This is a genomic window from Paraburkholderia sp. (assembly GCF_028283785.1).
In the GTDB taxonomy this organism is placed as follows: domain Bacteria; phylum Pseudomonadota; class Gammaproteobacteria; order Burkholderiales; family Burkholderiaceae; genus Paraburkholderia.
On record NZ_JAPWKB010000005.1, the window covers coordinates 165625 to 179598 of the forward strand.

Annotated in this window: 8 protein-coding genes and 1 pseudogene; all 9 read right to left on the reverse strand. The window is 61.6% G+C overall.

What is annotated here, in order from left to right; translation table 11 throughout:
- Positions 1 to 40: 40 nt before the first annotated feature.
- The 9 genes and pseudogenes from cyoD to nirB all read right to left on the reverse strand — a co-directional run bounded on the left by cyoD (position 41) and on the right by nirB (position 13617).
- Positions 41 to 373 (reverse strand): cytochrome o ubiquinol oxidase subunit IV, encoded by a 333-nt coding sequence (gene cyoD, locus PW947_RS04815; RefSeq protein WP_299629933.1) that lies wholly within the window; start codon positions 371 to 373, stop codon positions 41 to 43.
- Positions 374 to 982 (reverse strand): cytochrome o ubiquinol oxidase subunit III, encoded by a 609-nt coding sequence (gene cyoC, locus PW947_RS04820; protein ID WP_299629934.1) that lies wholly within the window; start codon positions 980 to 982, stop codon positions 374 to 376. It abuts the gene before it with no gap.
- Entirely contained in the window at positions 982 to 2973 is a 1992-nt protein-coding gene (cyoB, locus tag PW947_RS04825; RefSeq protein ID WP_299629935.1) for a cytochrome o ubiquinol oxidase subunit I, read from the reverse strand. The genes cyoC and cyoB overlap by 1 nt, the downstream gene beginning before the upstream one ends.
- A 3-nt stretch (positions 2974 to 2976) precedes the next feature.
- Positions 2977 to 3865: pseudogene (cyoA, locus tag PW947_RS04830) on the reverse strand (ubiquinol oxidase subunit II).
- A gap of 324 nt (positions 3866 to 4189) precedes the next feature.
- Complete coding sequence (locus PW947_RS04835) at positions 4190 to 5743, reverse strand: NADH-quinone oxidoreductase subunit M (protein WP_299629936.1); 1554 nt, start codon at positions 5741 to 5743, stop codon at positions 4190 to 4192.
- 453 nt (positions 5744 to 6196) lie between these two features.
- Positions 6197 to 6448 carry a hypothetical protein gene (locus tag PW947_RS04840; RefSeq protein ID WP_299629937.1) on the reverse strand — a complete coding sequence of 84 codons (252 nt, stop codon included), beginning with the start codon at positions 6446 to 6448 and terminating at the stop codon, positions 6197 to 6199.
- Positions 6449 to 6532: 84 nt separating this feature from the next.
- The gene (locus PW947_RS04845) at positions 6533 to 10669 is read right to left on the reverse strand and encodes a bifunctional nitrate reductase/sulfite reductase flavoprotein subunit alpha (RefSeq protein WP_299629938.1); all 4137 of its coding nucleotides are present in this window, start codon (positions 10667 to 10669) and stop codon (positions 6533 to 6535) included.
- A gap of 24 nt (positions 10670 to 10693) precedes the next feature.
- The gene (nirD, locus tag PW947_RS04850; protein WP_299629939.1) at positions 10694 to 11044 is read right to left on the reverse strand and encodes a nitrite reductase small subunit NirD; all 351 of its coding nucleotides are present in this window, start codon (positions 11042 to 11044) and stop codon (positions 10694 to 10696) included.
- A gap of 29 nt (positions 11045 to 11073) precedes the next feature.
- A complete protein-coding gene (nirB, locus tag PW947_RS04855) occupies positions 11074 to 13617 on the reverse strand; it encodes a nitrite reductase large subunit NirB (RefSeq protein WP_299629940.1) in 2544 nt (847 codons plus the stop codon).
- Positions 13618 to 13974: the final 357 nt, after the last annotated feature.

The window sequence follows — 13974 nt, forward strand, 5'->3', positions numbered from 1 at the left end:
GCGGCGCGCTGAACTGCGCCGTGCGACCGGCGAACCGGTTTTAACGCGACATCATGTTCATCGCGACGTTGTGCAGAACCCACAGCGTGCCGCCGATCAGAATGACCGCCGTCATCACCGTGAAGCCGAAGGCCAGCACGTTCCAGCGCTGTTCCGACGACGTGTTCATGTGCAGGAAGAACACCAGATGCACGACGATCTGCACCAGCGCGAGGCCGGAGATCGCGAGCAACGCGTTTTCACCGGTCAGCACGCCGGCCATCACGAGGCCGAATGCGCCTGCCGTCAGGATCACCGACAGGATGAAACCGACCATGTAGCTGCCGGCGCTGCCGTGGCTCTCGCCTGCGTGAGAAGAATGGTGTTGTGCCATTTAAATCACACTCGCAAGGTAGACAAAGGTAAACACGCCGATCCAGACGATGTCCAGAAAGTGCCAGAACAGGCTCAGGCACGTCAGGCGACGCAGTTCGCGTTCGCCCAGTTCCGGGGCGCGGATCGCTTGCACGGCCAGCACCACCATCCAGATCAGACCCAGCGTCACGTGCAGGCCGTGGGTGCCGACCAGCGTGAAGAACGACGACAGGAACGCGCTGCGATCCGGGCCGGCGCCTTCGGCGATCAGGTGCGCAAACTCGCGCATTTCCATCACCAGGAACGACACGCCCAGCAGGAACGTCAGGGCCAGCCAGCCCAGCAGCGCACCCTTCTTGCCCTTGTGCGCGCCGATCATCGCGAAGCCGTACGTGATACTGCTCAGCAGCAGCACGGCGGTTTCGAGCGCGACGCCCGGGATTTCGAACAGGTCCTTGCCCGACGGACCGCCCGCGAACTGATGGCTCATCACCGCGAACACGGCGAACAACGACGCGAAGATCACGCAGTCGGTCATCAGGTACAGCCAGAATCCGAACACCGAATGCGACGGGACGTGGTCCGAGTCGTGGTGGTGCGGATCAGCAACAGTGGTTTTCTGCAACATCAGTTCTTCTCCAGCGCAGCAGCGATCCCTGCCGCATGCCGTTCTTCGATCAGTTGAACCGTATCGGCCGGAATGTAAAAGCCTTCGTTTTTGGCGAAGCTATAGCCGATCGCCGTCGCGAGGACGCCGACGAAACCGAGAATCGCGAGCCACCAGATGTGCCAGATCGCAGCGAAGCCCAGCACCAGGCTGAACACGCCGATGAAGAAGCCAGCGCTCGTGTTCGACGGCATGTGGATATCGCGGTAGACCGGCGCGACTTCCGCGTCGTGTTGGCCACGTTCCTTCATGTCGTTGAATTCGTCGAGGCTACGCACATGCGGAATGATCGCGAAGTTGTACGACGGCGGCGGCGAGTGCGTTGCCCATTCCAGCGTACGGCCATCCCACGGATCGCCCGAGAAATCGCGGTTTTCCGGCTTGTTGCGGTCGCGGATGCTGACCACCAGTTGCAGCACCTGGCAGATGATGCCGAGTGCGACCAGCACAGCGCCCACTTCGGCGATCAGCAGCCACGGATGCCATGCCGGATTGTCGTAGTGGTTCAGACGACGCGTCATGCCCATGAAGCCCAGCACGTACAGCGGCGTGAACGCAACCCAGAAACCGATCTGCCAGAACCAGAACGCAGCCTTGCCCAGCTTTTCGTTCAGCTTGAAGCCGAATGCCTTCGGGAACCAGTAGTTGAAACCGGCCAGGTAACCGAACAGCACGCCACCGATGATCACGTTGTGGAAGTGAGCAATCAGGAACAGCGAGTTGTGCAGCACGAAGTCGGCGCCCGGGATTGCCATCATCACGCCCGTCATACCGCCGATCGTGAACGTGACCATGAAGCCCAGCGTCCACAGCACGGGCGTCGTGAATTGCAGACGGCCCTTGTAGATCGTGAACAGCCAGTTGAACACCTTCACGCCGGTCGGAATGGCGATGATCATCGTCGCGATACCGAAGAACGCGTTGACGTCGGCGCCCGAACCCATCGTGAAGAAGTGATGCAGCCACACCAGGAACGACAGGACCATGATCGCGCAGGTTGCGTAGACCATCGTCTTGTAGCCGAACAGCGGCTTCTTCGCGTACGTCGCGATCACTTCCGAGAAAATACCGAACGCCGGCAGGATCAGGATGTACACCTCAGGGTGACCCCATGCCCAGATCAGGTTCAGGTACAGCATCGCGTTGCCGCCGGCATCGTTCGTGAAGAAGTGCATGCCGAGGTAACGGTCGAGACCGAGCAGCGCCAGCGTGACCGTCAGGATCGGGAACGCAGCCATGATCAGCACGTTCGTGCACAACGCGGTCCACGTGAAGACCGGCACCTTCATCCACGTCATGCCAGGCGCGCGCATCTTGACGATCGTGACGAAGAAGTTGATACCCGTCAGCAGCGTGCCCACACCGGACAGCTGCAAGCTCCACAGGTAGTAATCGACCCCGACACCCGGACTGAACTGCAGCTCCGACAGCGGCGGATACGCGAGCCAGCCGGTTTGCGCGAATTCACCCACGACCAGCGAGATGTTGATCAGGATTGCGCTGATCGCCGTCATCCAGAAACTCAGCGAGTTCAGGAACGGGTACGCAACGTCGCGAGCACCGATCTGCAGCGGCACGATGATGTTCATCAGGCCGACCATGAACGCCATCGCCATGAAGAAAATCATGATGACGCCGTGCGCGGTAAAGATCTGGTCGTAGTGGTGCGGCGGCAGATAGCCGGGCGCGTGGTACGACAGCGCGAGCTGGGTACGCATCATGATCGCGTCCGCGAAGCCGCGGAACAGCATGATCAGTGCGACGACGATGTACATCACGCCGAGCTTCTTGTGGTCGACCGACGTCAGCCACTCAGTCCACAGGTAGCGCCACTTGCCGAAATACGTGATCAGACCGAACACCGAGGCGCCACCGATCGCAATCATCGCGGCCGTGACCATGATGATCGGCTCGTGGTACGGAATCGAGTCGAGTGAGAGTTTTCCAAACATACGTTATCCCTTCACCCCACAATTCGCGTCCTTGGGATCCATGACGTGACCATTGTTGTAACGGGCGATGATGTTGTGAAACAGCTTCGGATCAACCGAAGAGAAGTAGCCGACAGGCGCCTTTTCTTCCGGCTTCGACACGACGTTGTAGCGGTTCATGTCGAGGCTGTCCTTCGATGCACGGACCTGCGCAACCCACGCGTTGAATTCTTCCGGCGACTTCGCCAGTGCGCGGAATTTCATGTCCGAGAAGCCCTTGCCGCTGAAGTTCGCCGACGTGCCGGCGTAATCGCCCGCTTCGTCCGCGATCAGGTGCAGGCGCGTCTGCATGCCGGCCATTGCGTAGATCTGGCCGCCCAGTTGCGGGATGAAGAACGAGTTCATCACCGAATCGGACGTGATCGTTGAAGTTGACCGGCGTGCCCACCGGGAACGCGATCTGGTTGACCGTTGCAATACCGAGGTCCGGATAGATGAACAGCCACTTCCAGTCGAGTGCGACGACTTCGACGTTGATCGGCTTGACGTTCGATTCGAGCGGCTTGTACGGATCCAGCTCGTGCGTCGTCTTCCACGTCAGAACGGCGAGGAAAATGATGATCAGCGTCGGAATCGTCCAGATCGCGACTTCGATTGCGGTCGAATGCGACCACTTAGGCTGGTAATCGGCCTTGGTGTTGCTCGCGCGATAGCGCCATGCAAACAGCAACGTCAGTGCGATCACCGGAATCACGACGATCAGCATCGCCCACGTCGACGTCGCGATCAGCGACTTCTCCGCCATGCCGATGCTGCCCTTCGGATCCAGCACGTCGAGCTGACAGCCCGAAAGCAGTGAGGTTAGACCGATGGCGAGCAAGCTCACCGATCCTTTCAGGGTCTTCAATTTCATTTCCCCTGCCCACCGTTAGCTACTGCAATGAACCTCTTCATTGGACGGTCCCCCGGTTATTAACGGGACGCATGATAAGGGCATTGAACTGTTTCGTTAAGTGGTCGTCTCGAAAAAGATTCTTGCAGTTTCCATGCGTGCGACATGTCGTCGCACCCTGTGACATTGATTTCATTGCGATGTCAGTCCGAAATTGAAAATCGAGTTGCACATGTTGAGACGCACCACAGGCCGCGAGGCATGCAGTGCGTTCAGCGTGATGCGCTGTCGACCCTTGAAGGTAAAGGCTTGGCGCCGATCCGGCGGAGGCTCGCGCCGTCCCGCTCAGCCCGGCGAGTGCATCGTGTTCAAGGTGGTGCGTGCTTGCAGATGGTCGGCGTCCGCAGGCGGTTCATCGGTGCTGCCCGGCAAACCCGAACGTTGCGTTTGCGCAATAAGCGCTCCGGCCGACGGGTCTATGGCATCCGTGAACGGCTTGGGATTGATACCGATTGCCAGCACCAGCAGCGCGAGCACGCCGAGCAGCGCGAATTCGCGGCGGCCCAGATCTTTCAGCGAGCCGACACGTACGTTCGCGATTGCGCCGAACACCACGCGCTTGTACATCCACAAGGTATAGGCCGCGCTCAGGATCACCGTGGTGGTCGCAATCGCGCCGATCCAGAAGTTGAAGCTGATCGCGCCCATCAAGACCATGAATTCGCCGACGAAGCCCGACGTACCCGGCAAACCGACGTTCGCCATCGAGAACAGCATCATGAAGGCGGCGAACTTCGGCATCGTGTTCGCCACGCCGCCGTATGCATCGATAGAGGCGGTCCTGGTGCGGTCGTAGAGCATGCCGGTGGACAGCAGCATCGCGCCCGACACGAGGCCGTACGACATCATCTGGACGACTGCGCCTTCGGTGCCGATCCGGTTGAACAGGAACAGGCCGAGCGTGACCAGGCCCATGTGCGACACCGCCGAATACGCGAGCACGCGGCGCATGTCGGTTTGCACCAGCGCGAGCAGGCTCGCGTAGACGATCGCGATCAGCGACAGCGTGATCATCGCGGGCGCGAAGAAGTGGCTGGCGTGCGGCGTGATGGGCAGCGCGAAACGCAACAGCCCGTAGCCGCCGATCTTCAGCATGCCCAGCAGCACCGCGACGCCGGTCGGGCCGTCGGTGTGGACGTCCGGCAACCAGGTGTGCACCGGCCACATCGGCACCTTGACCGAGAACGCCGCGAGGAAGCCGACGAACAGCAGCATCTGCGGCCAGATACCCAGTTGCAGCTGGCTCCAGCGCGCGATGTCGAAGCTATGCGACTGGCCGAACAGGTACAGCATCGCCGCGAGCATCAGCAGCGAGCCGATCAGCGACATGAAAAAGAACTTCACCGCCGCATACGCGCGACGCTTGCCGCCCCACGTGCCGATCAGGATGTACAGCGGGATCAGCGTGGCTTCGAAGAAGATGAAGAACAGCATCCCGTCCATCGACGTGAACACGCCCTGCATCATCCCCGACAGCAGCAGGAACGAGCCGAAATACTGCGCGAGTCGCGTGTTGATCGATTCCCACGACGCGATCACGACGATCACCGTCGTCAGCGCGGTCAGCACGACGAGCCACAGCGAGATGCCGTCCACGCCGAGGTGCCACGCGATGTCGAACGACGGCAGCCATTTGACGTTTTCGACGAACTGCATCGTCGCGAGACTCTTGTTGAAGGTCGCGACGAGCGGGATCACCGGCAAGAGGCCGGCCAGCGAGCCGATCAGCGCCAGCCAGCGCGTGCGGTTTGCCGCGCGGTCGGAACCGACGCGCAGCATGACAACGCCGGCCACGACGGGAATCCAGATCAGGAGGCTAAGTAACGGTGCGGATTGCATTGAAGTTCTTATTCGTGAAACACAAAAACGAACAGGGTCATCGCTTACAGAATCGAAAGCTTTGGCGAAAAATGGCTGCCTTTCGGGAAGCTGCGACGTTATGCCACCCTTGACGAAAGGTCGAGGGTTAACGAGGATAACCGCGTCTTAAAAATTTTGCAGCGCCGCAAACACTCTAGAAAGATTTCCCAAAAGATTGTTGCAACAGACAATTTTACGTGGTTGGCATGGAAAATGCCCACCATTGCGTCGCACAATTTCCGTGTGCTAACTTTTGCAGGGCGGCGGAAAGGTGAAGAAAGCGAAATTTTTTCGCTCACTTTTGACGAAAAATCCCACAATGTGGAATGTTTTCAGGCAGAAACGAGCCCGCTGTTGCAGCTCGCCAGAGACAAATTGACGCAGCAAACCAGCGTCAATTCAAGGTAAATCCGGGCTCGAAGGTCCGAAAAACTATCGTACGGTCCGGGGCAATGCCGGACATGCGACGACGGTTGCGCGTCGCGTCGGCATCGCGCGTCGCGAATGCGCGCGCGTTTTCCTGACGCGCAAACGCGTCGGTCGCCAGTCGGCGCTGTCGCGCACTTCACGTTCGTCGTCGTATGTCGCGCCGCCGTCGAGCTGCGCACCGCCGTTGCCATCACGCAACGCGCGTCGCGGGTCCAAACCCGCAATAAATGACGTCAGCCAGTCCATCTGTTTCATCTCCAATCGTTAGATGTTTTCACTGCACTCTCAGGTCGGCCTTACGGTAGACGACCAATAAACGCGCCGCAAACAATCAAATTTTCAATAGACATCGCGAACGTAGCGCTTGTCGCGCGCCAGCTGGCTGACATACGCATTCGCCTGTTCGGCGCTCATCGCACCGTGCATCGCGACGACATCTTTCAACGCGGCGTCGACGTCTTTCGCCATCCGGCTCGCGTCGCCGCACACGTAGAAATGCGCGCCCGATTCGAGCCAGTCCCACAGTTGCGCGCCCTGCTCGCGCATCCGGTCCTGAACGTAAATCTTGTCGGCCTGATCGCGTGAAAACGCGAGATCGAGTTGCGTCAGCAGACCTTTGCCGCGCATCGTTTCGAGTTCGTCGCGATAGTAGAAATCTGTCGCCGCATGCTGCTCGCCGAAGAACAACCAGTTGCGCCCGGTATCGCCGCGTGCGAGACGCTCGTGCAGGAAGCCGCGAAACGGCGCGACGCCGGTGCCCGGTCCGACCATGATCATCGGCGCGTCACCGTTGCGCGGCGGCCGGAAATGCGCGGATTTCTGCACGAAAACAGGCACATTCGCGTCGCCGGCGCGATCCGCGAGGAACGTGGACGACACGCCTTTGCGATGTCGCCGGCCGTTGTTGTAGCGCACCGCCGACACCGTCAGATGCACCTCGCCCGCATGCGTTTTCGGGCTCGACGCGATCGAATACAGACGCGGCTGGATGCGCTTGAGCACGCCGACCAGATCGCTCGCGGACAACGCCACCGGATACTCGTGCAGCACGTCCGCAAGCTGTTGCCCCCACAGCCATTTCTTCAGATCGCTCTTGCGATCGTCGATGAGCAGCGCACGCAATGTCGCGTCGTTGCTGCGCGACGCGATCAGCGACAACGCCTCCGGACTCGGCCGCGCGATTTCGAAGTGCTTGCCGAGCGCATCGGCGAGGCGCATTTCGCCGACGCCCGCGACCTCGACCGGCGCATTGCGATCGAATTTACCGAGCCCGATCACTTCATCGACGAGTTCCGGACAGTTGGTCGGCCACACGCCGAGCGCATCGCCCACTTCGTAATCGAGGCCGGAGTCACCGGTCGCCAGCGACACATACCGCGTGTCCTTGGTCGCGCCGCTCTGGTTCAGCCGCAGATTCTTCACGAGTCGCGACGCCGCCGGATTCGCCTTGGTCGGCAACGTGCCGGGCAGCACCGCCGGAATCATTCCATCGGCCGCGACCACGCGCAGCGCCGCATCGTCGTCCTTGATACGCGCGACGATCCGGTCGAGCCACGCGTTCGCCGCCGGTTGAAACCCGGTATCGCAATCGACGCGATCCAGCATCCGCGTCGCGCCCTGCTCCGCGAGGCGCGCATCGAGCCTGCGACCGTGTCCGCAAAACTGATCGTAGTTGCGGTCGCCGAATCCGAGCACGGCGAAGCGCACGCCGTCGAGTCGCGGCGCGTCGGGCGCGCTCAACGCGTTCCAGAAATCCGCGCCGTTATCGGGCGCGTCGCCGTCGCCGAACGTGCTCGACATCAGCAACACGTATTGCGCGTTCGCCAGCGTGGACAGTTGATAGTCGGCCATGCACGCGGTGCGGATCTCGAAACCCGCTTCCATCAACCGGGTCGCATAGTCTTCCGTCAACGACTCGATATTGCCGGTCTGCGATGCCCACAACAACGTGACTTTGGGCCGTGCTCCGACGATCCGCACAGTCGCCGCGGACTCCGGCGCAGCCGGATCGGACGCACCGCTTTCTGATGTGGACGGCACGCTGTCGGCCCAACCGAACAGACCGTCCAGCGCGCCGCCGAGCCACAGTCTGGCGTTGGCCGACAGCGGTGCGCCCGACGGCACGACCGGCACGCGACCCGGGTTCGCGGCCGCGCCCTGACGCAATCCGCTGACGTAGCCGGATAGATAAAGCCGCTCGCTGTCGCTCAACGAAGGTGGCGCGTCGCTGCTCAGTTTGAGCAACGCGGCGAGTGCATCGATACGGGACATATCCTTATCCTGGTGTTGCGGCGTGGCATGGGAAGGATCGCGCGCGGGCGCGCTCGCGACGCGCGTCAGCGACACCGCGCAAAATTTCAGTTCGGGCTGCTGCGAGATCGCATCGATTGCGTCGCTGGTGACCGCGTTCACGCACAACTCCTCGCCGAATACGTCGTTCCAGTGCATCGGCGCAAAGCAGTTGCCCGCGCGCACGCGATCCGTGACGACCGCAGGCAACACCGCGCGTCCGCGACGCGAGCGGATCTCGACGCTGTCTTTGGCCGCAATACCGAGCGCGCTCGCATCTTCCGGATGAATCTCGACGAACGGACCCGGGTTCAGCTTGTTGAGCATCGGCACCTTGCCGGTCTTGGTCATCGTGTGCCATTGATGTTGCAGACGGCCGGTGTTGAACACGATCGGAAACGTGTTGTCCGGCATTTCGGCGGGCGACGTATGCGGCCGCGCAAAGAAAACCGCCTTGCCGTGCGCGGTCGGAAACACGAGGCGCGGACGATGACCGTCATCGCGTTCGAGCAGCGTCTGGCTCACGCCATCGTTCAGATAGCGGACCGGGTTGCGGTCGTTCGTGCTGCCCGCGGCAACCGGCCATTGCAGCGGCGTATCGCGAAGCCTTGCGTGACTCGCGCCGCGCAGGTCGTAGCCGGTTTTCGGATTCTGGAAGCGCGTGATTTCCGCAAACACGTCCTCCGCCGACGCGTAGTCGAACGCGTCGGCGAATCCCATTTCACAAGCGACGCGCGCGATGATCTGCCAGTCGGGCAACGCTTCGCCGGGCGGATCGATCGCCTTCTGCATCAGCGTCAGGTTGCGCTCGGAGTTGATCATCACGCCTTCGGCTTCGGCCCACAGCGCGCCCGGCAGCAGGATATCGGCGTAGCGGTTGGTTTCGGTGTCGAGAAACGCGTCCTGCGCGATCACCAGTTCCGCGTTCTGCAACGCGGCCACCACCGTCTGACGATTGGCGACGCTCGCCACCGGATTCGTGCAAACGATCCAGCAGGCCTTGATCTCGCCCGCAGCCATCCGCGAGAACATGTCCACCGTGCCCTGCCCGACCGACGTCGTCAACGTACCCTCGGGAACGCCCCAGATCGCCTCTACGAAGGCCCGGTCGCTCTCGACCAATACCGAGCGCTGTCCGGGCAAGCCCGGCCCCATGTAGCCCATTTCACGACCGCCCATCGCATTCGGCTGGCCCGTCAGTGAAAACGGTCCGCTGCCCGGTTTGCAGATTGCGCCGGTCGCGAGATGCAGGTTGCAGATTGCGTTGGTGTTCCACGTGCCGTGCGTGCTCTGGTTCAGGCCCATCGTCCAGCAACTGATCCAGTTCGGCGCATCGCCGATCCACCGCGCGGCCTCGCGGATTTGCGCTTCGGGAATGCCGGTGATCGCCGACACGTTCTCCGGCGTGTAGCCGGCGAGAAACGCGGGCATCGCGTCCCAGCCTTTGGTGAATTCAGCGATGAACGCGGCGTCGGTCTTGCCGTTTTCGTACAGCAGATGCAGCAGTCCGTTCAGCAACGCGAGATCGGTGCCGGGCGCGATCTGCATGAACAGGCCGGCTTTTTCAGCCGTGGTGTTGCGGCGCGGATCGACGACGATCAGTTTCGCGCCCGCCTTCACGCGGTCCATCATCCGCAGATACAGGATCGGATGACAGTCGGCCATGTTCGCGCCGATCACGAAAAACAGATCGGCTTTATCGAAGTCTTCGTACGATCCTGGCGGGCCGTCCGCGCCGAGCGACAGCTTGTAGCCGCTGCCCGCGCTCGCCATGCACAGCCGCGAATTCGACTCGATATTGTTGGTACCGACGAAGCCCTTCGCGAGCTTGTTGATCAGGTACTGCGCCTCGATCGACATCTGGCCCGACACGTAGAACGACACGGCATCCGGACCGTGCGTATCGAGCGTCGCGCGCAGACGGCGGGCGGCATCGGTAATGGCCTGATCGACCGGCACCGGCGACGGGTCCTGATTGCGCGCGCCGCGCACGAACGCGCGCTCCAGCCGACCCGACTTGCGCAGCGCCACATGCGCCGACGAACCTTTGGTGCACAGCCGTCCGAAGTTGGTCGGATGCTCCTTGTCGCCGGCGATCTTCACGACCTGACCGTTTTCGACGTGCAGCGTCATCCCGCAGCCGACGCCGCAATAAGGACAAACCGTGTTGACGCTTTTCCCGGACATAGTCGAATTCGCTTTAACCGGCGCTCAAGCCGCCGCGACCCACACTTCGCCGTTTTCGACGCGCGCCGCGAACGCATTCACCGAATGCTGCGGCTCTTCGAGGCACTCGCCGGTCGTCAGATCGAAGTGATGCTTGTAGATCGGCGATGCGACGACGATCCGGTCGCCGAGATTGCCGACCAGTCCCCGCGACAACACCGCCGCCTGCGAAGTCGGATCGAAGTTGTGGATCGCGAATACCCGTTCGGTGCCGTCGTCGACGTGGAAGATCGCGACCTGCTCACCGTTGACGAGTGCGCACACGCCCGTATTCGGCACGATGTCGTCGAGGCGGCACACCGGCACCCAGATCTGCTGATTGCTGTCGTTGCTCATGGCGCTCTCCTGGTTGATTCGCTGTTTGCTCACACCGCTTCCGCCACGACCGGCACCGGAAACGGCTTGACCTGCTGCCGTTCCTCGGGCGTCGCCGGACGGATCTGACCGCGCTCCTCGACGAAGGTCACGTTGCTGTCGCGCTCGTCGCTGTTCACGAAATGGCGGAAACGGCGGCGCGTCGCCGGATCGTTGACCGCCTTCTTCCATTCGCATTCGTAGGTATCGACCACCAGCTGCATTTCCGATTCGAGCTCGGCCGCGATCTGCAGCGAGTCGTTCACGACGACATCGACCAGATACTCGAGCCCGCCTTCGAGGTTGTCGCGCCACACGCTGGTACGCTGCAGACGGTCTGCCGTGCGGATATAGAACATCAGGAAACGGTCGATATAGCGGATCAGCGTGGCCTTATCGAGGTCCGACGCAATCAGTTCCGCGTGACGCGGCTTCATCCCGCCATTGCCGCAGACGTAGAGATTCCAGCCCTTTTCCGTCGCGATGATGCCGATATCCTTGCCCTGCGCTTCCGCGCATTCGCGGGTGCAGCCCGATACGCCGAACTTGATCTTGTGCGGCGTGCGCAAGCCCTTGTAGCGGTTCTCCACTTCGACCGCGAGACCGACGGAATCGCCGACGCCATAACGGCACCACGTCGAACCGACACACGATTTCACCGTGCGCACCGACTTGCCGTACGCGTGACCCGACTCGAAACCGGCCGCGATCAGTTCTTCCCAGATGGACGGCAACTGTTCGACGCGCGCACCGAACAGATCAACGCGCTGACCGCCGGTGATCTTCGTGTAGAGGCCGTACTTCTTTGCGACCTGGCCGACCGCGATCAATCCTTCCGGCGTGACTTCGCCGCCCGGCATGCGCGGCACGACGGAATACGTGCCGTCGCGCTGGATATTGCCAAGGAAGTAGTCGTTCGAATCCTGCAGGCTCGCGTGTTCTTTTTTCAGCACGAACTCATTCCAGCACGACGCGAGAATGCCGGCGACAGCCGGTTTGCAGATGTCGCAACCCATCCCGTGACCGTGCTTCGCGAGCAGTTCGCCGAAGGTCTTGACGCCTTCGACACGCACGATGTGATACAGCGCCTGACGCGAATAGTGAAAGTGTTCGCACAGGTGATTGTTGACCGCGAGACCTTGCTTCTTCATCTCGGCTTTCATCACCTGCGTGACGAGTGCGACGCAACCGCCGCAGGACGTTCCCGCGCAGGTGGCGCTTTTCACCGCGCCGATGGTCGTCGCGCCCGCGCAGACCGCATTGCAGATCTGCTCTTTCGACACGCTGTTGCACGAACAGATTTGCGCGCTCGCCGGCAATGCCTCGACGCCGAGACCCGGCTTCGACTTGCCGTCCGCCTGCGGCAGAATCAGGAATTCCGGCGACGCCGGCAGTTCGATCCGGTTCAGCATCATTTGCAGCAACGTGCCGTACTCCGCCGCGTCGCCCACCATCACCGCGCCGAGCAGATACTTGCCGCAATCCGACACCACCAGCTTCTTGTAGACCTGTTTGCGCTCGTCGCTGAACTGATAGGTGCGGCTGCCTTCGGCCTTGCCGTGCGCATCGCCGATACTCGCGACATCCACGCCCATCAGCTTCAGCTTGGTGCTCATATCCGCGCCGCCGAATGCCGCTTCGTCGCCGAGCAACTGCTTCGCCGTCACGCGCGCCATGTCGTATCCCGGCGCGACCAGACCGAAAATCTGCCCTTTCCACAGTGCGCATTCGCCGATTGCGTAGATGTCGGGATCGCTGGTGCGGCAGGCATCGTCGATCACGATGCCGCCGCGCGAACCGGTTTCGAGTCCGCACGCGCGCGCGATGTCGTCGCGCGGGCGAATGCCGGCCGAAAACACGATCATGTCGGCGTCAAGATGCGAGCCATCGGCAAATTCCATCCGGTTCACGCTGGTCTCGCCATCGACGATGGCTGTCGTGTTCTTCTGCGTATGCACGGTCACGCCGAGTTCTTCGATCTTCGCGCGCAACACGCGGCCGCCGCCGTCGTCGACCTGCACCGCCATCAGGCGCGGCGCGAACTCGACCACGTGCGTTTCGAGGCCCAGGTCGCGCAACGCTTTCGCGCACTCCAGACCGAGCAGACCGCCGCCGATCACCACGCCCGTCTTCGACTGCGCGCCCGCCGCCTGCATCGCTTCGAGGTCTTCGATGGTCCGGTAGACGAAGCAGTTCTTGCGGTCGTTGCCCGCGATCGGCGGCACGAATGGTGTCGAGCCGGTGGCCAGCACGAGCTTGTCGTAAGACAGCGTTTCGCCGGTCGAAATCGTCACCGTATGCGCCGCGCGATCGATCGACACCGCCTTCGCATTCAGGCGCAGCAGCACGTTGTCGCGATCGAAGAAGCCCGGCGCAACCAGCGAAAGATCGTCCGCGCTCTTGCCCGAAAAGAATTCGGACAGATGCACGCGATCGTAGGCCGGGCGCGGCTCCTCGCACAACACGGTAACGTGCAGCGCATGCGTTTCGCTCGCCGCGAGGGTTTCGAGCAACTTGTGGCCGACCATCCCGTGGCCGATGACGATGACGTTCATGGTGGAGACCTCATCCGTTGCGAGTGTGGAGTGCATCTTTTCCGTCCGGCAAATAAAAAAGCGTCCCGAGAACCCGGCCATAGACCAGGTTCAGGGGACGCCATTGTCCAGAATGCTGTAGGGGAAACCGTTGATGCTGCCATGCGGTGATCTGCACGGCATCCGGACCGTCGTTGGCCCGCTTGATCTATCTAATGCAAGGGCTGTGCCACTCTGCCGGAAAGCACGAAAACACCTATACGTACGGCGTTTCCGCGATTCCGCTCAGCTCGCGCTTGCAGACTTGCGATGCATGGCGAGGCATCGCGGCACAACGGTGGTGCGACGCAGCACTACGTGCGTGCACCAGATGGTTGA